Origin of the sequence: Paenibacillus illinoisensis NBRC 15959, assembly GCF_004000925.1 — a bacterium.
GTDB classification, from domain to species: domain Bacteria; phylum Bacillota; class Bacilli; order Paenibacillales; family Paenibacillaceae; genus Paenibacillus; species Paenibacillus illinoisensis.
Window position 1 is genome coordinate 47,720 of record NZ_BIME01000016.1, and the last position, 19,532, is coordinate 67,251.

Here is a 19,532-nt window from a genome sequence, read left to right on the forward strand (position 1 = left end):
GCCGGATTGATCGTCAGATCAAACCGGCTTCTCGAATAAAATAACTTCACATTGGTTTACGGATTAACAAATACCGTCTTCAACTTCGCAACATATTGCACATCAAAGCCAAGACCTTCAGCTACCATGGCCAGTGGCACATACGTTTTGGACTCCTTGCCCACCTTGTTCAGGAACGCAGGTGTATCTACGGCAACAGATGCGCCATTCACCTGAACCGCACTTGCACCAATCTTCACAGCTACCTTACGGTCTCCGTATGTAATGGTTGCCGTGGAGGTTTTATTGTCCCAAACCGTGGTAGCCCCTACAGCGTTCACGATATCCTGAATTGCCACAAAATTTTTCCCATTGCGAATGATGGGTTTATACGGCGTGTTCAACGTTTTGCCGCTAACGATGATGTTCATCGGTTCACCTGCTGCAGGCGCGGTCAGTTTTGTATAATCGCCCCAGATCGTTTCTGCAAAGACCTTGGCGATCGCTTCGTATCCAAACTGATTCGGGTGAAAATCACGATCCTTGATCATATGTGTCATGGTTCCCTCACCGCCAACAAACTCCTTGGCTACATGTGCCACTTTTACATCCATCCCCTGTGCGGTGAATTGGGATGCAATGCCGTCAATGGTTGCCGTAAAACCTTTGGATGCTTCCATGAGCTTGGCATATAATGCTTTACCCGCTACTTCAGGCATAGGCTGGTACTGGTCGGCAATGACAATTTTAGCGTCGGGATTAATGACATGAATTGTATTGATTACCTCGCTGACATTCGCGGTATACGCTGCCAGCAGCGCCTTCACCTTAGCTTCCAATTCCGAGTCACTAAGGGTATTGGCTGTACCCAGCAGTTCGGATACATCATTGCCTCCAATGGTAATCGCGATGAGATTGGCTCCTGCTACGCTTTCGCGGATTGCAGCTATGTTGGCTCCCATCTGCCCCGCTCTTGGATCTGGCAAACTCGGCTGAATGGCTTCAGAGGTCAATGTTTTGCCTTCATTTATTGCAGAGATAAAGTTCTTCAATCCAATGCTCTTCAAGCCGGCTATACCATAGTTATCCACCTGAATACGACCCTGGAGCAGCCCTTGCTCCTGCAAGCGCTCTACATAACCATAAGGCAGGCCCTTTGCATTCGGCTCATATCCTACCGTAATCGAATCTCCCAAAGTAACGATTCTGAACTCCTTCGTTACAGCTGCAGCATCCTTCTTCACATTGGCGGCTGCCGTTGTTGTACCGGCAGGTAATGTGCTGGTGCTTGTGTCCGCTGCATGTGCCGGTAATGCCGTTGATGCAAACAGCATCATTCCAGCCAGCATGCATGCTGTCAATGCAGCCGACGTGTTATTCCATGTACGTGTACGCTTCATTCGTGGTAACACTCCTTTTTCTCACATCTATAAGATAATAACTTGAACTTTATTACACAGATTCTTCTCTGGTGGCAGAAGTTCACCCTATTTCTATTCTAGCATTAAAAAGTAGAGATGTCGTATGAACATCAGCCTGCTCACAAAACAACAGACTCCCCTCTGCGGGAAGTCTGTTAACCTATGATCCTAGCTTTGTGATCGCTCGTTACAACGGTGGTTTAGTGGTCTTTCTTTTCCGTATCTGCGGAGTTATTTTTCTCGGCAGAACGTTCCAGATAGCGATCATAGCGATCGTCCACCTCACGAGCCATATTCCGGTACATCAACGTTTCCTGTACAATCGGGTCCGTTTCCGTCTGAATGCGCACCTCATATTTGGGAGGAATCAGCTGGCGTTCACGCTTGTCCGCGTCGCCGGACTCTTCCATCTCCCCTTCAGTCAGCATTTCACTCAAACGTCGTTCCAGTTCCTTGGATTCATCCATCGTTCATCGCTCCTTCAATTAAGTTCACTCCAGGCCGGTTGCTTTGGCTTCCTTGAGTACATCTGTCAGTGCATCATGAATCTTGCCGTTCGTGGCAACCACATGACTGACAGATAACTGATAAGGTGTACCCATTGTATCGGTGACCTTGCCCCCGGATTCTTCAACGAGCAGGGCACCTGCTGCGATATCCCACGGTTTCAGTCCGACTTCGGTGTATGCACTGAGGCGACCTGCAGCAACGTATGCCAAATGCAGCGCTGCTGATCCACCTGCACGCAGGCTTCGTACTTGCGGTGCAAGAGCCTGTACAGCTGCCATGTTGACTGGCAGGGCATAGGTAGTATCTGCCGGGAAGCCCACTGCGACCAGGCTCTGGCCCAAGCCCTGTTCATTGGATACAGCCATTCGGTTGCCATGGACGTATGCACCTTTTCCTTTTTCAGCTACAAACAGTTCATCTCTGGAAGGATCGTAAATGACCCCTACAATGACCTCACCATGATGAGCCAAGGCGATAGACACTGAATAAAACGGAAATCCATGGACAAAATTCGTTGTTCCGTCCACTGGATCCACGATCCAGAGGAATTCTTCTTCCTGAGCCTCTTTCAGTGCTTTGGCCGAAGCTTCCGGTCCCGGTTCAACACCCTCTTCACCGAGAATGGCATGGTCGGGAAAGTGGGTAAGAATCAGGCGTCGGATCATCTGCTCCGCTCCTTTGTCCACTTCGGTCACAAGATCCTGCGGCGAATATTTGGTTCCAGGCTCGCCTATGGTTCCGAGACGGCTCTTGATCCATTCACCCGCTTTGGAAGCTGCATTAATGGCAACAGCAGTATAGCTTTTGCTCGTCACGACATAAGGTGTTTTTTCCTTCTCATTCAAAGCGTTCACTCTACTTTCTATATCAATCTACGAAAAGTTAAAATACTTGTTAAAAGTATACGCCTCACTGGTTGTAAAGTTTCTTGCTGCCCAGGCCCCTTTTGACTCTAGGGATGGATAATGACTGTAGATTCGTCGACCCATTCCACGCCTTCTTCGTGGTAGAAGGCCAGCTTCTGCATGAGCTGCACCAACGCTTCATCCTTGCGCTTCGCCTCGATCATGACATCAAGTTCCGGCGTATCTGCAGCTATATGACGCAAAAAGGATAACAGAGGCTCTACTTCAACGCCATCGGCATGCCCACGGATATCCTTCTCGCTCTTCGGACTTGATACGTGAATTTTCGGCGGTAATGGCCGGTCTGCAGGGGAATCCGCCTGTGCCAGCGGCGACTGCCACGTCTTCCATATGTCAGGCCACAAATCCCATGGCTGTTCGCCTTCATTATTGACCCACTGATGATGAATATCCAGCACCATCGGCAGTCCCAAATGCTGACATACGGCCAGCGTTTCGGGAACGTTGAATGTTTTGTCATCATTTTCGAGGGTCAACCGTTCCTGGATATCCCGATCAAGCTTCAGAAAATTCTCTTCAAAGCGCAGCGCTGCACTAGGCTTGTCCCCGTATGCACCACCAATATGTATATTATTCTTGGCAGTGGCATTCAGTCCCATGGCATCCAGCATCCGCACATGATGACGAAGGTCACGCATGGAGTTCCGGAGCACTTCCTCCCGCGGCGTACTTAGAACGGTAAAATGGTCCGGATGGAAGGATACGCGCATTCCGTTCTCCTTCACAAAATCACCAATGGCAGCAAAATCGGACTGGAGGGCCGGGAATGGATCCCAATCCATCAGATCCTCATGTGTCGCCAGCGGAATTAATTTGGAAGAGAAACGATATACATGAATATGGCTGCCCTTGTTATGTCTAAGCAACCGTAATGTATTATGCAAATTCTCGGCCGCAATCCGTTCCAGCTTGCGAATGGCTGCCTCCCTGTCATCAATTTTCTTGAAGCTGGCCATGGTCATCGTGCGGGAAGGAGATGCATTCTCCACCAGCACAGACATCGCCACATAACCAAAACGTACAAGCATGGTGTTCTTCCTCTCTATTAGGGCGGAATTCCTGCCCAGCATCTGCAGCCGTCAGGTTTTCCGGTCACTGTATATAACCAAGTTTTACCCTAAAAGAAAGTCCGTAATCGCTCGCCTTACAATTCCGTTCATTGGTCCCATATAATGAAGTAAGGTTTATCCCTGTGCCTGCTCACCAAAGAACATTTCGTCCGCAAGTGCAGTCTGGACACGGGATTCTTCCTCGTTCAGCTTGCGAATGAGCTGCATCTCCACTTCCGTTACTTCCTGTCCTTGGAAGTTGATCTCTGCAATGGAAGCAACGATCTTGACGATGGCTACAGCCACGTTATCAGGCGTATAGGCAATAACCTTCTGTCCGGTCGGAAAGACCCGGAAGCCCTGTTTCACCATTTTGCCGCGGCCGTATTCCAGCAGTTCAAACAGCTCCTGCTCGCTCTTGAATTTGCATACGGAATTGAATTCAGTCTGAAATCCCATCCATACCCCTCCTTGAATAATCTCCTACGTTAAAGTGTGACTAGAATTTCAACATTAGAAATTTAAGCCTGCACGCCGTTCTCATAGTTCAGCGCTTGCTTGCGGTTGTAACGCTCCAATGCCAGCTCAATCATGCGATCCAGCAGTTCCGCATACGATACGCCCGTCTCACGCCACAACAAGGGATACATGCTGTACGGAGTAAAGCCAGGCATTGTGTTTACTTCATTAATAAGCAATGCACCATCGGATTTACGAATAAAGAAATCTGCCCGGGAAATACCATTGCCTTCAATCGCACGGAATGCCTGCAGGGCTGCCTCACGGATACGATCAGCGGCTTCAGAATCCAGTGGAGCGGGAATCAGCATCTGTGATTGGCCATCAATATACTTGGCTGCATAGTCATAATATTCTCCAGAGGATACGATTTCTCCTGGCACCGAGGCCATCGGCTCATCATTGCCAAGTACACTCACTTCCACTTCGCGTGCCTCAACAAACTCCTCAATAACAACCTTCGTGTCGTATCGCAGCGCAAATTCGATGGCCGTCTTCAGTTCATCCCGGTTGCGTGCTTTTGAGATTCCTACGCTGGAGCCGAGGTTCGCCGGTTTGATGAAGCACGGGTAGCCCAGCTGTTCCTCCACTTGCAGAATCATGTCGTGTTCGGTCTGCTTCCACTGGGTCGCATTAAAATAAGTAAAGGCACATTGGTCGATTCCAGCCTGCGCAAACAGCTTTTTCATGACCACTTTGTCCATACCGCCTGCTGAAGCCAGTACACCTGCACCCACATAAGGCATATCCGCCATCTCGAACATCCCCTGGATCGTACCATCCTCACCAAACGTGCCGTGCAGCAGAGGGAACATAACGTCCAGTGCATCTTCTCCGCCATACAGACGTGCAAACAATGCGTTCAGCGCTTCCTGGGTTCCACCTGCTGCCTGTTCCAGCTTCAGATCCTCAATCTGCGCGAATGGCGCGTGCATCACAGATCCCTTTTTCCATGTCCCCTGCTTGGAGATATAGAAGGGAACCAGTTCATATTTTTCATAATCAAAAGCGTTCGTTACAGCAAACGCCGTTTGCAGCGATACTTCGTGTTCCCCTGATTTTCCGCCGTAAACGACGCCAACTGTTAATTTATCCATGCTCATGCGTAACCTCCGATTATCTGTGCATGATGCCGTCATACCTGTATAATCAGCATCAATTTTATTCTTGTCTTAGGGCTTATTTTACACGGAACTGAATGTCCAAGTCACCAAATCCCTGTATATCTTTCCTCATTAGAACTCATCTGCAATATGAAAAAGCCGGTACACCGTCCGCTCTGTCCAAGCGTAAGAATCCCGGTAATCCCAATAGCGGTGGCGACTGCTGACCGTATGTGCATTGACAAGCGGCATGCCTCCCGCATCAAAGGCCGTCACAACAGTACTATGCTGAAACCTGCCGTCTCCGTCCCAATCGTAGAGAATGACATCACCAAGCATCAGCTGTTCCGGACGATCCACTTCGGTTGCTGTCAGCCCCCAGCTGCTGCTTCCCAGATAACGCTCCAGACTGTTGGATACGGCCCAGCTGTAGCTCCACATTTCAGTGCTGTTCACATAGCCTTTGTACCACCAGCCCGCTTCTCTTCTACCAGTATAGTGGATGGGTGCTCCCCCTGCAAAGAGACATTGGGAGACGTAATTGGTGCAGTCTACCTCGAATTCCTCAAATGCGGGGTTTCCCGCATTCCACCACCGATCTGCATAAGCAACAGCCAGGTCCCGCCGGTATAATTGCTGCCTGGAACTTCTTCCCTGGCCAAGCACTTCCCTGTTCAGCAGCGGCCGATTAATCGCCTGTACAAAATCTGCTTGCTGAAAGGGTCTCCCTTCCCCTGCCGGACGCCGTTCCGGAACTTCTCTTTCGACCCGTCCAATCATCCAGGTTCCACCCTGCCTAATAAAGGTCAACCGTTCCCGCTCAATCCGATCCTCCCGGTGGGTGATTCCACTCTTCTCGTAGAAAAGCCTGCTATAGAGTTGAACATCCACCACCGACTCTTCCGGACCTTCCGTAACCGTTCGCACAAGCTTGGCACTGGTCTCGCTGCGAAGAGGCACTGCACGCCGTTTACGATACCAATCGTCCAGTCTGGCCATACGCTCTCCCCGCTCCAGCACAAATGCCGGATCCGTGACAATCCGCTCGCTCGTCTGTGGACGATAGTCGATTTCGCATCGGTTGTACTGGTTCACATAGGTGTATAAGGCACTCTTCCATTCCCTTTCCAAGCCTGTGTCCCCCTTTGGCACTTGAGTTCTCTCTGGAAAATTCAACTGTGCATACTACTTTAATTCATATGAGACGTATACCGGTTGTATGTGTTCCGCTCAAGGATCGAGTGCCGAAAATTGGAGACTTGGACAGCAGGAAGTATCGTAACAAGGCAATATTCACGAAAACGCCTTCATTGTTCGTAAAGCTTGTTTGGACAGGCAAAAAGCCCTTTACGTACGGAGGTGAAAACGGTATACTTAATACTAAAGTTGCAATTATGAAATTACGTTTCATCTGATGAAACTACGAACAAGGACACGGAACGATGAAGGCCTGTTCTTCCACTTAAATGAACTTTATCTTCATCTCACCGACACATTTTAAGGAGGTACATGTATGTCAGCCAAGAACCATTTCTCCGCAGCCCGCAGTCTTGAGGTCGGAGGCAAGTCTTACCGCTACTACAGTCTCGATGCTCTTCAGGAAGGCGGCTACGGCGACCTTTCCAAGCTTCCCTTCTCCATTAAAGTGCTGCTCGAAGCAGCAGTTCGTCAGTTCGACGGACGCGCGATTACCGAAGAACATGTGAAACAACTTACCGGCTGGGCAGAAGGCCGTGACAATAACAAGGAAATTCCGTTTATCCCTGCACGTATCGTCCTGCAGGACTTCACTGGCGTACCGGTTGTCGTGGATCTTGCTGCGATGCGTGATACGGTGAAAAAGGCAGGCGGCGATCCAAAACAGATCAACCCGCTCGTGCCGGTTGACCTCGTTATCGACCACTCCGTTATGGTTGATGCATTCGGAACCAACGACGCTCTCGACTACAACATCAAGGTCGAGTTCGAGCGTAACGAAGAGCGTTACCGCTTCCTGCGGTGGGCACAAACGGCATTCAACAACTTCCGTGCTGTACCGCCATCCACAGGGATCGTTCACCAAGTTAACCTGGAGTACCTGGCTTCCGTCGCTGCAACCAAAACGGTTGACGGCGAAACCGTTGTGTTCCCGGATTCCCTCGTAGGTACGGACTCTCACACCACCATGATCAACGGACTCGGCGTTGTTGGTTGGGGTGTTGGCGGAATTGAGGCCGAAGCAGGAATGCTTGGCCAGCCACTGTACTTTGTAACCCCTGACGTTATCGGTTTCAAATTGACAGGCAGCCTGAGCGAAGGCGCAACAGCTACGGATCTGGCACTCACTGTCACTCAAATGCTTCGTAAAAAAGGCGTAGTCGGCAAATTCGTCGAGTTCTACGGTCCAGGCCTGGCCAATATCAGCCTTGCTGACCGTGCGACCGTTGCCAACATGGCACCGGAATACGGCGCTACAATTGGTTTCTTCCCTGTCGATAGCGAGACACTGAACTACATGCGCAGTACAGGACGTTCCGACGAGCAAGTGGATTTGGTTGAAGCTTATTACAAAGCACAAGGCATGTTCCGGACTTCCAGCACGGTTGATCCAGAATTCACAGATGTAATTGAGCTGGATCTCGCTTCCGTGGTACCAAGTCTCGCAGGTCCTAAGCGTCCACAGGATCGCATTGAACTGACGCAAATGAAAGAAAGCTTCAACAGCATCATTCGTACTCCGGTCGATAAAGGCGGATACGGACTGAGCGATGAGAAGATTGAAGAAACAGTGCCTGTGAAGCACCCAGACGGTTCCACTAGTGAACTGAAAGCAGGCGCGGTTGTTATTGCGGCCATCACAAGCTGCACCAACACATCCAACCCAAGCGTTATGCTCGGAGCGGGTCTACTTGCGAAAAAAGCGGTTGAGCGCGGTCTGACCAAACCAGGCTACGTGAAAAGCAGCTTGACTCCAGGTTCCCTCGTTGTTACCGAGTATCTCGAAAAATCAGGCCTGAACGTATACCTCGACCAGCTCGGATTTAACGTTGCGGGTTATGGCTGTGCAACTTGTATCGGTAACTCCGGTCCACTGCCAGACGAAGTAAGCGAAGCGATTGCCGAAAACGATATGACTGTAGCGGCTGTATTGTCCGGTAACCGTAACTTCGAAGGCCGTGTACATGCTCAGGTAAAAGCCAACTATCTGGCTTCTCCTCCACTCGTGGTAGCTTACGCTCTCGCGGGTACGGTCAATATTGATTTTGCTACCGATCCAATCGGTTACGATACGAATAACGAGCCAGTCTTCCTGAAAGACCTCTGGCCTAGCTCCGAGGAAATCAAGGATGCCATTGCAAGCTCACTGAATGCTCAGATGTTCCGCAACAAATACGAAAATGTATTTACAGCCAATGAGCGCTGGAATAACATTCCTGTACCGGAAGGCGAACTGTATGAGTGGGATCCAAACTCCACCTACATTCAGAACCCGCCATTCTTCCAAAACCTTGGCGACAAGCTGACTGATATTGCAGACATCCGTTCTGCACGTGTTATGGCCTTGCTTGGTGACTCCGTAACAACGGACCATATCTCTCCAGCAGGTAACATTGCTACAACCAGTCCAGCCGGATTGTACCTGAAAGAGCATGGCGTTGAGCGCAAAGACTTCAACTCCTACGGATCACGCCGTGGTAACCATGAGGTCATGATGCGCGGTACGTTTGCCAACATTCGTATTCGTAACCAGGTGGCTCCGGGTACGGAAGGTGGTATTACGAAGTATCTGCCAACCGATGAAGAGATGTCCATCTACGATGCTTCCATGAAGTATCAGGATGAAGGTCAGAACCTGATCGTTATTGCAGGTAAAGAGTATGGTACAGGCAGCTCCCGTGACTGGGCGGCTAAAGGTACATTCCTGCTCGGCGTTAAAGCCGTTATCGCAGAAAGCTTCGAGCGTATCCACCGCAGTAACCTGGTGGGCATGGGCGTAATGCCACTGCAATTCCAGGAAGGTCATGGCTGGTCCAGCCTCGGTCTGAACGGACGTGAAACGTATGACGTTACAGGCCTCAGCAATGATGTGAAGCCTGGACAAGAGTTGACCGTTACGGTAACCCGCGAAGACGGAACCAAGTTCGACTTCCCTGTTATCGCTCGTCTGGACAGCATGGTTGACGTAGACTACTACCACAACGGTGGTATCCTGCAAACTGTATTGCGTCAAATGATGAAAAAAGCTTAATTACATTAACAATTAAGCTGATGCATTAACATAGAAAAGCTCCCCGCCACGTGCGTTCTGCACGAGATGGGGAGCTTTTTTTGATGTTTTTTTCTTTTAAATACAAAAAAAGCTTCCCACCGCCGCATTAGAACGTGATGAAAAGCTTTGTATGAGGCATATAAAAAAGCTCTATTTACTTAAGCTCAGTATCTTCCTAGTGACCAATATGATGTGACGCCTCATCCAGCAGCTGCATTGCACCCATGATCAGGAACAGACATGACATAATGATCAGTGAGCCTCCGACCCATCTCGACATGACCACTCGTTCCGCGATCTGCCGGCTGGAGCCATCTGTTATACTTCGTGGGTACACAAGAAACATCAAACCTGTGCTCATCAATAGTAAAGTGACTAGGATCATAATCTCCCTCCTTACACAGGACTCTCCTTAGGATTATACTCCTTCTTCACCGTTCGGGATTCTCCTCCAATTAACAACCGTTTCATGCCGAGAGCCATGGTAAAAAGAATATATCCAATCACCCCGCCTAATGTATTTAGCATCAGATCGTCCACATCGAATATGCCCATGCCAGTGAGCAGCTGTGTTACCTCATAGCCTAAACTTAGAAGTAGAGATGACAGAAATACGTTCGCCCCTGACAGCAGCTTATTGCCCATCAGCATCGGGATAAACATCCCCAGTGGAATGAAAGCCATCACATTGCCCACCAGATGGATTGCAGTACCTGGACGATGCAGTGACAGGCTGTTCCAATCTCTTGAGATTTCCTGAAATGGTGTCAGATTGACGGTTCGTGTATGAATCAGATCCGGCTGATGAAGGAAAACCATAAGCTGGACCTTGACTACTTCAAAGTCGACCGCCCCCCCTTTAAAGAGAATAAGCTTGGTTAGCAGATATAAATAGATGATTAACGCGGCAATCCAAAGGATTTTATGTTTGATTTTTCTCTGCCTCATGTTGAAGAACCTCCTTTGTGCAGCCTTGTTACTCCTTTACTGTGACAATGACTCCATCCCTGTTGTCTCCCGATATGTCATAATGGCCATGCTCAGGTATGTAAACGGTCGTATCCCCGGCTGCCCGGTAATAGCGGATATGATACTTCTCACCCTCCACTTCAACCATAATGTTATCTTTCTCTTTTAGCAAATCCAGATACTCTTCCAGCACCAGGTTATTCTTATACATGACAGCACTATGCGGAAGTCCGACATATCGAAAGTGCCAGGGTTCATATTGAATCCCCGTGAGACTCACCTTGTCTTTCGGATAACGTAGGATAAATCCATATTTCCAGGCATTTTTCTCGAGCCAGGCACCCTCTGGCGCTTCATCCATGGTGGTCAGCGTGGAGCCGATATCCATGGATAATCCGAGATTATGCTCACTGTGTCCTGCCGGAAGCGCGTAGTCTGATCCCTTTTCCTGATAAAGTTCATCCTGCTTGGCAAAGTCCCGATATCCGCTGCTGATGAGAAAATAACGTACTCCCTCTTCACCCGCTGCTTCAATCATCTTCTGAAAAGCCTGGGCTACCTCTCTTGAGAGCAATATGTTTTGATCCAACAATCCGTATCCACGGACCAGATCGTCCTGCTGCGCCACATTTATAATATCGGTTCTTATGCCTTCCGGATGAACCGGATAGGTTGTATTAACAAGCAGCAAGTTGCCCTTATGTACTTGATCCTGAATATTACCGGTGATGGATACTGTATACCCCGTATGGTTTTCATGCTTATCCTGAATTTCAATGATCATCTCATCCTTCTGCTGAAAAGATGCCGGCGATCTTGTCATCACATACCCGATCAAAATGATGCATAGCAAAAAGCCCCACTTCTTCATCCTTGCTCCTCCTTTACCTCGTACAATCAAGGATAGAGAAAACTAGTTAAAGAAAAAGCAGGGCATTTTTAAAGTTTTTCTTAAATTTGACGGCAAACCTCATTCCATTGCTGGAAGGCGCACCTCAAATAAGGTCCGTACCACATCACTCTGAGCCGAAATGGTCCCTTCATGCTGTTCCACAATATTTCGGGCAATAAATAGGCCGAGGCCTGTCCCACCCTCCTGAGGGGTCCGTGCACGATCTCCGGTGTAATACATATCGAAAATATGCGGCAAATCTTCCGGGTGAATATGCCCTCCATAGTTAATAACCTGAATGACGACCTGATCTGCCTCCCGGTATCCCTTCAGGTCCACATAGATGCCATCCTTGCCATGGCGTGCAGCATTAATCAGCAGGTTCTCAAACACCCTGGCGAGCAATTCTCCGTCTCCGGAGATGGTCAATTCCGACTCGATAGTTAAGCGTGTGAGCAGACGATTTTTCTCAAATACAGGATATAATTCTTCATTCATCTGTTTCAGCAGTTCGCTAAGATCCAGCCGCATTTTCTGTATCGGCAGCATGCCATAATTCATCCGGGTAATTTCAAACAAACTATCAATCAGCTTCTCCAGCCGCTGGGATTTGGTAAAGGCAATCGATGTAAAGTGTCTGACCTGCTCCTCTGTCAGTTGATCATCCTTCATGAGCAGATCCAAATACCCAAGCACAGAAGTCAGCGGTGTTCGCAGGTCGTGTGCCAGATTAACGACGAGCTGGTCTTTGCTGGTTTCGGCAAAATCCCCCCGTTCTACCGCCTCCCTTAGCTTCTCACTCGCCAAATTCACATCCTCCGCGATTGCGCCCAATTCATCCTTCGAAGAGATCTGGACTCGATGCTGGAAGTCTCCATTTGCCAAATGCCTGATCCCTGTGGAAATATCCTTGAAATAGGTCACGTAGGGCTTGGTAAACCAGAAGAAAAACAGAATGGCGAGCGGGATGAATAAAATGAGGAAGAAATAGATATCTCCAATGCTTTTCATAAAATGGCGATATTCGGCAAGCTGATCTTCTGCTCTCACACCTGAATAATAAGCCTGTAAAAGCTTGTAAATCCCATAAGTGATCGCGCCAGAGGCCAGCATGCTCAGACCCAGCAGCATAATCATGGTTGTCCGAAAACTTCTTTGTTTAGTCATTAAATGTATACCCCACGCCCCAGATCGTTTTGATAAACTTGTTCTTGTCCAGATCTTCTCCGAGCTTTTTGCGCAGGGTTCGAATATGGACCATTACCGTATTGCCGCTCTCGTAATAGGCCTCTCCCCATACCTGTTCAAAAATGCTTTCCGCGCTGAACACCTGCTTGGGGTGACTTGCGAGCAGATACAGAATGTCGAACTCCTTCGGTGTTAGTTCCACCGGTTTGCCGTAGAGTGTTACGCTATGCTGATCCGGCGCGATGACGAGTCCGCCCTTCTCCAGAATGGAACGCTGGACAGGTATAGACTGGCTGAATTGCAAGGAACGACGAAGCTGGGAGTTCACCCGGGCTACAAGCTCCATCGGATTGAATGGCTTGGTCATGTAATCATCAGCGCCCATCACGAGACCCGTAATTTTGTCCATATCCGACGTTTTGGCACTCAGGAAAATGATCGGCATGTGGTGCTGTTCCCGAATCTTGCGGGTGACCTCATAACCGTCCATGCCTGGCATCATGATGTCCAGAACGGCCAAGTCGATCACTTGCGTCTGAATGGCTTGCAGGGCCGACTTGCCATCGTATGCCTTGACGATGTGGTATCCTTCTTTTTGCAAATGCAAAGCAACCAGATCAGCGATCTCCACTTCATCGTCCGCAATCAGAATCGTAATTCGCTTCATTGCTTATCCCACTCCTATATGTGATGCTCAACAATATAACATATCTGAATCCAACATATAAATCATTGAGAGGAAACCTTTTTTATGAAATTGGACCGTTTATTAGCCATCGTTGTACTACTAATCAATCGCGGCCGTGTACAGGCCAAGGATCTGGCAGACACGTTTGAAGTTTCTGTCCGTACCATTTATCGAGATATTGATACCCTGGGCCAGGCAGGTATTCCTGTCGTGACGTACCAGGGCATGAGCGGTGGCATCGGCCTTGCGGAAGGTTACCGCCTGGATCGAAATGTGTTGACTGACCGGGATCTGGCCTCTATTGTTACCGCACTGCGCAGCGTCTCCACATCGCATACCAATGTAGCACGGGAACTGTTGATGGAGAAACTAAGCAGCATTGTGCCGGAATCCAAAAACGACGACTTTCAGGCCGAAACCAATCGTTTCATTGTGGATTATTCGATGTGGACCCACCCGGAAGCGCTGCAAAACAAACTGCAAATCATTGAACAGGGACTGGATCAGCTGCGTTCAATCACCTTTACCTATTGCAGCGCCGAAGGAGCCCAAACTCACAGAACCGTCGATCCTCATACCCTTGTTCTTAAAAAGCACTCCTGGTACCTCTATGCGTTCTGTCATGAGCGTAATGAGTTTCGCATGTTCAAACTGGTCCGTATGCAGGACGTGACACTTGCTCATGGAAGCTTTGAACGCAAACCCATCAACCTGCAGGACAGGCCCTGGCAACAGGAGTGGGCGACTCCAGGGAACACAGTTGCCATGACGATGAGGTTCCACTCCCGTGTCCGTCATATCGCTGAAGAGTGGTTTGGCATAGAGAACGTGATCCCCGACGGCCAGGGATATTATATAAGTCAGGTGGCTTTTCCGGAAGATAACTGGCTGTACGGGTTCATTCTTGGCTTTGGCGCAGATGCCGAGGTATTGGAGCCTCTTCATATACGTGACGAGATTCGCCGGATTGCAGAACAAATCGTGCAAAATTACGGTGCCCCTTCGCAAACCTGACAGACTGATGTCCAGTTCCTCTCGTTATACTTCATCTATATTCAAGCTGTACATAACGAGGAGGAAATGATAAATGAACGTCACGATATGCCAGAGCTGCGGAATGCCGCTGACCACCCCTGCCCAATTCGGAACGGAAGCGGATGGAAGTGCAACCCGTGAATATTGCATCTATTGCTACAAAGACGGCATGTTCCAACAGCCCAACATTACAATGGAAGGCATGATTGAGATGTGCACCGCGATTCTCATGGAAGAAGGTATGAATGAGGAATCAGCACGGGCAATGCTGCGCAATCAGCTTCCCTTTTTGAAACGATGGAGCCCCTCCAATCCAGAAGGAAAAACAACATCGGCAGTAAGGAATTCCGCAGATGGCACCGAACTTCATTTTACCGATAAAGACCAGTCCATCTTAACTCAACCTGTTCGATATGTTGCACTTCCTGGCAAACGCCTGGCTGGCATATCAGCCAGAACGACCAACGCGATCGAGATGAGCGGCCAAGGCTGCATTCAGGATCTGTGGAGCCGTTACTTCTCGTCAGAGCACATCCCTGCACCGGAAGCACCCCGATACGGCTGCTATACAGATTATACCAATGGTATACACGGGGAATACACCATCCTCGTAGGCCACGAGGTAGCTGCGGATGAAACGTTACCAGCTGGCATGAACTCCGTCGAATTGCCACCAGCAACATACGCCGTATTCACCTCCCGCAAGGGTCCAATGGCAGAAGTTGTAGGTGAAGCATGGGGCGCCGTTTGGAGCTGGAGCCATCAGAATGAGCGAACATTCACGGGTGATTTCGAGTTATATGATGAACGGAGTATCGATCCTGCCCATGTTCAGGTCGATATCTATATTGCGGTAAAACAAGCTAGGCCAACTACAGAATAATGATATCTATCTTTACATTTCTTGATTAACGTTGCACAAGCCATCCAGCTCGTTGGATGGCTTTTTTGGGTACTGCTCTCCTCTCTCACCTGCAAAACACGTATAAAACCACCCCCATCCCACTCACGACAACCGACTATGGTACCAAGTTAGTTAGCTTCAATGATACCTACTCTCCCAGACAATTTGTCTTATTTTCGACACAATTGACATTCCTGAAACTGGGACTATTCACTTAACACCCGATTCGATCCTCCCATATCAAACCTTGTATTTCAGGTTCTTTATTCCTGAATTTCCCTAAAACCGTTTACATCCCCTGAATACGGGGTAAAATCACTACAATCCAATTGGAATTACGTCATAACTTCCCGATTTCGTCTAACAAGTCACATATACCTATATGCGCACTTGGAACAACTACCAATCAAAATACATAGTCCATATAAGATGAATTTAATGTTTACACCCCAACGGAGAGGGCAGGACTCACTGAAGAAGCGAAGCGCTCGCCTTTATCACCGGATTTTCCCCTTAAAGAGGGAATTCAAAAAATCTGGGGATAACAGCGATCGGAAGAGGGTACTGCAATCGCAGTGTTAAGTGTAACGTTTATAGGCTCAACTTATATATCTACCAAAAGGAGGAACCAAGATGATCCGCATGCCTATTCAGCAAATGATCCCGTACCACCACCAATATCCGCGCAACACGGCGACCACTGCTCCCAAAAAGGAGAATGAGAACACTCAAGGTCTATCCTTTCACGAGATTCTGCAGCAAAAAATGGCTCAAAAGAATGCATCTCCTTCCATGCGATAAAATGAACCCTGACTGTATTGGAGCCTGACTATAGAACCGTCCTTCTGCCATCTGGCGGAGGGACGGTTATTGGCATTGATTTAAACGCTGTACAGTTCCCGGTCGCGCTCCTATAATGGATTAAATATCTGCAGCACCTACGGCTCACAAAAAGAAGCATTGGCAAAGGGGATGTCATTATGATCACAATCGGCTGTTATCACGCTCACTACTCCAACATCGCACTCATTGAAGAGGTGCTCGCCCCCTATGAAGTGGAACTTGTGCATTATGTTGATCCCGGTCTGGATCGCCTTAAGCAGGATACGGACTTCTCAGAGGCTGTCATTCGAGAAAAGGTATCCCAGACATTAAAGTGGATTGCCCAATGTCATGCAGATGCGATTCTGGTCACCTGTACCCTATTCGCTGCAGTACTGGCGCACGAAGCACAGCAAGTCTCCATTCCCGTTATCGGTATTGATGATCCATTATTGCAGAAGCTGCAGCAGGATTCGCAGGAATACATTCTAGCTTTTACCAATCCTGCAACGGTTGAAGGAACGATGACGCGGGTGAATGAAGCACTACAGCAAGGTGAAACTAACGGGCAGGCAGACGTTGTGGCTGCTTCGAGAACAAAGGCCGCATTAATTCCTGGTACATTTGAGCTGATCATGCGCGGCGATAAGGAAGGATATATGGAGGCGGTGACAACGGGCTTGCAGCAACTAGCTGCACAGTCACCAGAGAAAACCATTGTAGCTGCTCAGCTATCCATGGCTCCCGCGGCTGCCCTTGCCTCAGCAAATACGGGAAGTGAGATTTACAGCCCGCTCGCATCGCTGGCATCTTATTTGGAGCAGCAATTGAATATTGGTAGGCGTTAGTTAGGGGCCGTTCTTCTCCCAGTAGTGGAGAGAACGGCTTTTATTTATCTTAGGCTGCCCAAATTGCGCTGTAATGGCGCTTAGGTTCGGGTTCGGTATTCCTCAGCCTTTTCCTGCATTCCGGCCGCTACAGCCTCATTCTCGGACAAGCCTTTATCTGCGGCAAATGCACGAATATCCTGCGTAATGCGCATGCTGCAAAATTTAGGTCCACACATGGAGCAGAAATGGGCCTCCTTGGCCCCTTCAGCCGGGAGTGTCTCATCGTGATAGGACAGCGCACGTTCCGGATCCAGTGACAAGTTGAACTGGTCCCGCCAGCGGAATTCGAAGCGGGCCTTCGACAGCGCGTCATCCCGGCGCTGTGCACGCGGATGGCCTTTGGCCAGATCAGCGGCATGTGCCGCAATCTTGTAAGCAATAACGCCTTCCCGGACATCATCCTTGTTCGGCAGGCCCAGATGTTCCTTTGGTGTCACATAGCAGAGCATCGACGTTCCGAACCAGCCGATCATCGCCGCTCCAATGGCTGAGGTAATATGGTCATAGCCTGGTGCAATATCGGTTGTCAGCGGACCAAGTGTATAAAACGGTGCTTCCTTGCAGATCTCCATCTGAAGGTCGACATTCTCCTTAATCTTGTGCATCGGCACATGTCCTGGCCCCTCAATCATCACCTGCACATCATGTTTCCACGCAATCTGTGTCAGTTCACCGAGCGTAGCAAGTTCAGCCATCTGGGCTTCATCATTGGCATCATAGATGCTGCCCGGGCGGAGTCCATCTCCGAGAGAGAAGGCTACATCATACCTTTTCATGATTTCACAGATTTCCTCAAAATGCGTGTACAAAAAGTTCTCCTGGTGATGCGCAAGACACCATGCAGCCATGATGGACCCACCCCGAGACACAATGCCCGTCATCCGTTTGGCGGTCATCGGTATGTAACGCAGCAGTACGCCTGCATGGATTGTAAAGTAATCCACACCCTGCTCGGCCTGCTCAATGAGCGTATCCCGGTATAACTCCCAGGTGAGTGCCTCGGCTTCGCCATTCACCTTCTCCAGCGCCTGATACAGCGGCACCGTCCCGATCGGTACCGGGGAATTGCGGATGATCCATTCCCGGGTGGTATGGATATCCTTGCCCGTAGAAAGATCCATTACCGTATCGGACCCCCAGCGTACCGCCCAAGTCATTTTCTCCACTTCTTCTTCAATCGAAGAGGATACGGCAGAGTTGCCGATATTGGCGTTGATCTTCACGTGGAAATGACGTCCGATCAGCATCGGTTCGCTCTCTGGATGATTGATATTCGATGGCAGAATGGCCCTTCCGCTCGCCAGCTCCTGCCGGACGAACTCCGGCTCCACGCCCTCACGGATAGCTGCAAACTCCATCTCAGGCGTAATGATGCCCTGCCTCGCATAATGCATCTGGGTGACACAGCGTCCGGATTGTGCACGCAGCGGTTTGCCGCGGAGGCCTGGATATTCTTCAGCTCCGGTTCTCTTCCCTCCAGGCTTAAGCCCGTTATCCTCCGGTTTGACGGTACGTCCCTGGTACGCCTCTACATCGTTTCGTTCTGTGATCCAGCGTGCACGCAAAGCTGGCAGGCCTGCCCGGATATCGGCGTGAAATCCGGGGTCCGTCATAGGGCCGCTCGTATCGTACACGCGCAGCGGCTCGTTATGCTCCACCCCTTGGGGTGTATTCGTGTCATGAAGGGCAATTTCACGCTCCGGTACAGCAATATCCGGCCGTGAGCCCTGAATGTAAACTTTGCGGCTGCCGGGAAACGGTTGAACCCGTCCGGCCGCTACTGTTCCCTTTTCCAACCCCTGTCCTGAATGTTCCTGTGCCGTTGTTCTGTTGTTTGTGTTCATCGCTACCTCTTCCTCCTCGTTGGTCGTCCCATGGATGGGCCAGTTTGATCGCTCGTGCACCCGTTCCATATCATCCACGCATGGGCAAGAAAAGAGCGGCCAACTTCCGAAGAAAGAACATTACAGCGGCATAGCGCAGACAGAATCTGGCACAGACATAATCGGGTTATACCCAACTCCAGTTCTCCCGCAAAAGAAGGTAACCACCTCTGCTGCGGATGATCGCTTGACACTGTATATAAAAAAGGCCGGTTCCCGAGGGAACCGGCCTATGTCCATCACCCCATAACAAGCCTGATGCCAAGCTCCCTCAAGTGGAGACATGCCAAAGGCTGGATTATGCAGTGTTCGTGGTTGTATCGCCGATTACTTCCCTACGCTGGTATGATCCAGATCAGGTGCAAAGGGTCCGGAATCTCATGCGATCCCGTCTCAGTCCGGACAATTCGGACTCCCCCAGTAACGTTAACAGTTGCGGTATGTGTACCGCAGTTCCATATTCAATTCATTCCAGCCCCGCTGGGCTGTCCATTACAGACTAGCG

Annotated in this window: 18 protein-coding genes and 1 riboswitch; of the genes, 5 read left to right on the plus strand and 13 right to left on the minus strand. The window is 49.5% G+C overall.

Annotation, left to right across the window (positions count from 1 at the left end; all coding sequences use genetic code 11):
- Nucleotides 1-56: 56 nt before the first annotated feature.
- The 7 genes from PIL01S_RS26880 to PIL01S_RS26910 all read right to left on the minus strand — a co-directional run bounded on the left by PIL01S_RS26880 (nucleotide 57) and on the right by PIL01S_RS26910 (nucleotide 6,638).
- Entirely contained in the window at nucleotides 57-1,379 is a 1,323-nt protein-coding gene (locus tag PIL01S_RS26880; protein ID WP_127540719.1) for a stalk domain-containing protein, read from the minus strand.
- A 221-nt stretch (nucleotides 1,380-1,600) separates the two neighbouring features.
- Nucleotides 1,601-1,867 (minus strand): hypothetical protein, encoded by a 267-nt coding sequence (locus tag PIL01S_RS26885; RefSeq protein ID WP_110755431.1) that lies wholly within the window; start codon nucleotides 1,865-1,867, stop codon nucleotides 1,601-1,603.
- Nucleotides 1,868-1,891: 24 nt separating this feature from the next.
- Nucleotides 1,892-2,755 (minus strand): inositol monophosphatase family protein, encoded by an 864-nt coding sequence (locus PIL01S_RS26890; RefSeq protein WP_371860018.1) that lies wholly within the window; start codon nucleotides 2,753-2,755, stop codon nucleotides 1,892-1,894.
- A gap of 107 nt (nucleotides 2,756-2,862) precedes the next feature.
- Complete coding sequence (uvsE, locus tag PIL01S_RS26895; RefSeq protein ID WP_127540723.1) at nucleotides 2,863-3,864, minus strand: UV DNA damage repair endonuclease UvsE; 1,002 nt, start codon at nucleotides 3,862-3,864, stop codon at nucleotides 2,863-2,865.
- Nucleotides 3,865-4,020: 156 nt separating this feature from the next.
- On the minus strand, nucleotides 4,021-4,344 hold the full coding sequence (locus PIL01S_RS26900; protein ID WP_095362127.1) for a hypothetical protein: 324 nt from the start codon (nucleotides 4,342-4,344) through the stop codon (nucleotides 4,021-4,023).
- Between the two features lie 62 nt (nucleotides 4,345-4,406).
- Nucleotides 4,407-5,507, minus strand: coding sequence for a D-alanine--D-alanine ligase (locus tag PIL01S_RS26905; RefSeq protein WP_127540725.1), 1,101 nt, complete (start codon nucleotides 5,505-5,507; stop codon nucleotides 4,407-4,409).
- Between the two features lie 132 nt (nucleotides 5,508-5,639).
- On the minus strand, nucleotides 5,640-6,638 hold the full coding sequence (locus tag PIL01S_RS26910) for an amidase domain-containing protein (RefSeq protein WP_127540727.1): 999 nt from the start codon (nucleotides 6,636-6,638) through the stop codon (nucleotides 5,640-5,642).
- A gap of 382 nt (nucleotides 6,639-7,020) precedes the next feature.
- Between PIL01S_RS26910 and acnA the strand changes: the two genes are divergently transcribed.
- Nucleotides 7,021-9,735, plus strand: coding sequence for an aconitate hydratase AcnA (acnA, locus tag PIL01S_RS26915; protein ID WP_127540729.1), 2,715 nt, complete (start codon nucleotides 7,021-7,023; stop codon nucleotides 9,733-9,735).
- A gap of 196 nt (nucleotides 9,736-9,931) precedes the next feature.
- On the opposite strand, the gene PIL01S_RS26920 is transcribed toward acnA, so the two are convergent.
- The 5 genes from PIL01S_RS26920 to PIL01S_RS26940 all read right to left on the minus strand — a co-directional run bounded on the left by PIL01S_RS26920 (nucleotide 9,932) and on the right by PIL01S_RS26940 (nucleotide 13,472).
- Nucleotides 9,932-10,141 (minus strand): hypothetical protein, encoded by a 210-nt coding sequence (locus PIL01S_RS26920; protein WP_127540731.1) that lies wholly within the window; start codon nucleotides 10,139-10,141, stop codon nucleotides 9,932-9,934.
- Between the two features lie 11 nt (nucleotides 10,142-10,152).
- Complete coding sequence (locus PIL01S_RS26925) at nucleotides 10,153-10,704, minus strand: VanZ family protein (protein WP_127540733.1); 552 nt, start codon at nucleotides 10,702-10,704, stop codon at nucleotides 10,153-10,155.
- Nucleotides 10,705-10,732: 28 nt separating this feature from the next.
- Nucleotides 10,733-11,596, minus strand: a complete 864-nt coding sequence (locus PIL01S_RS26930; RefSeq protein WP_127540735.1) for a M15 family metallopeptidase — start codon at nucleotides 11,594-11,596, stop codon at nucleotides 10,733-10,735.
- Nucleotides 11,597-11,695: 99 nt separating this feature from the next.
- Nucleotides 11,696-12,784 carry a HAMP domain-containing sensor histidine kinase gene (locus tag PIL01S_RS26935; RefSeq protein WP_127540737.1) on the minus strand — a complete coding sequence of 363 codons (1,089 nt, stop codon included), beginning with the start codon at nucleotides 12,782-12,784 and terminating at the stop codon, nucleotides 11,696-11,698.
- Nucleotides 12,777-13,472: a response regulator transcription factor gene (locus tag PIL01S_RS26940; RefSeq protein ID WP_127540739.1), complete on the minus strand. Its 696-nt coding sequence runs from the start codon at nucleotides 13,470-13,472 to the stop codon at nucleotides 12,777-12,779. Before PIL01S_RS26940 ends, PIL01S_RS26935 begins: the two co-directional genes overlap by 8 nt.
- Before the next feature lie 84 nt (nucleotides 13,473-13,556).
- Here PIL01S_RS26940 and PIL01S_RS26945 point away from each other — a divergent pair, with 84 nt between their 5' ends.
- The 4 genes from PIL01S_RS26945 to PIL01S_RS26955 all read left to right on the plus strand — a co-directional run bounded on the left by PIL01S_RS26945 (nucleotide 13,557) and on the right by PIL01S_RS26955 (nucleotide 17,102).
- Nucleotides 13,557-14,507: a helix-turn-helix transcriptional regulator gene (locus PIL01S_RS26945; protein WP_127540741.1), complete on the plus strand. Its 951-nt coding sequence runs from the start codon at nucleotides 13,557-13,559 to the stop codon at nucleotides 14,505-14,507.
- A gap of 73 nt (nucleotides 14,508-14,580) precedes the next feature.
- On the plus strand, nucleotides 14,581-15,411 hold the full coding sequence (locus PIL01S_RS26950) for a zinc ribbon domain-containing protein (RefSeq protein ID WP_127540743.1): 831 nt from the start codon (nucleotides 14,581-14,583) through the stop codon (nucleotides 15,409-15,411).
- 654 nt (nucleotides 15,412-16,065) lie between these two features.
- A complete protein-coding gene (locus PIL01S_RS29635) occupies nucleotides 16,066-16,233 on the plus strand; it encodes a hypothetical protein (protein WP_164764361.1) in 168 nt (55 codons plus the stop codon).
- A 179-nt stretch (nucleotides 16,234-16,412) separates the two neighbouring features.
- Complete coding sequence (locus PIL01S_RS26955) at nucleotides 16,413-17,102, plus strand: hypothetical protein (RefSeq protein WP_127540745.1); 690 nt, start codon at nucleotides 16,413-16,415, stop codon at nucleotides 17,100-17,102.
- 80 nt (nucleotides 17,103-17,182) lie between these two features.
- Here PIL01S_RS26955 and thiC read toward each other — a convergent pair whose 3' ends face one another.
- Nucleotides 17,183-18,988 (minus strand): phosphomethylpyrimidine synthase ThiC, encoded by a 1,806-nt coding sequence (gene thiC, locus PIL01S_RS26960; RefSeq protein WP_127540748.1) that lies wholly within the window; start codon nucleotides 18,986-18,988, stop codon nucleotides 17,183-17,185.
- A 354-nt stretch (nucleotides 18,989-19,342) separates the two neighbouring features.
- A riboswitch (TPP riboswitch) is annotated at nucleotides 19,343-19,456 on the minus strand.
- Nucleotides 19,457-19,532 lie beyond the last annotated feature (76 nt).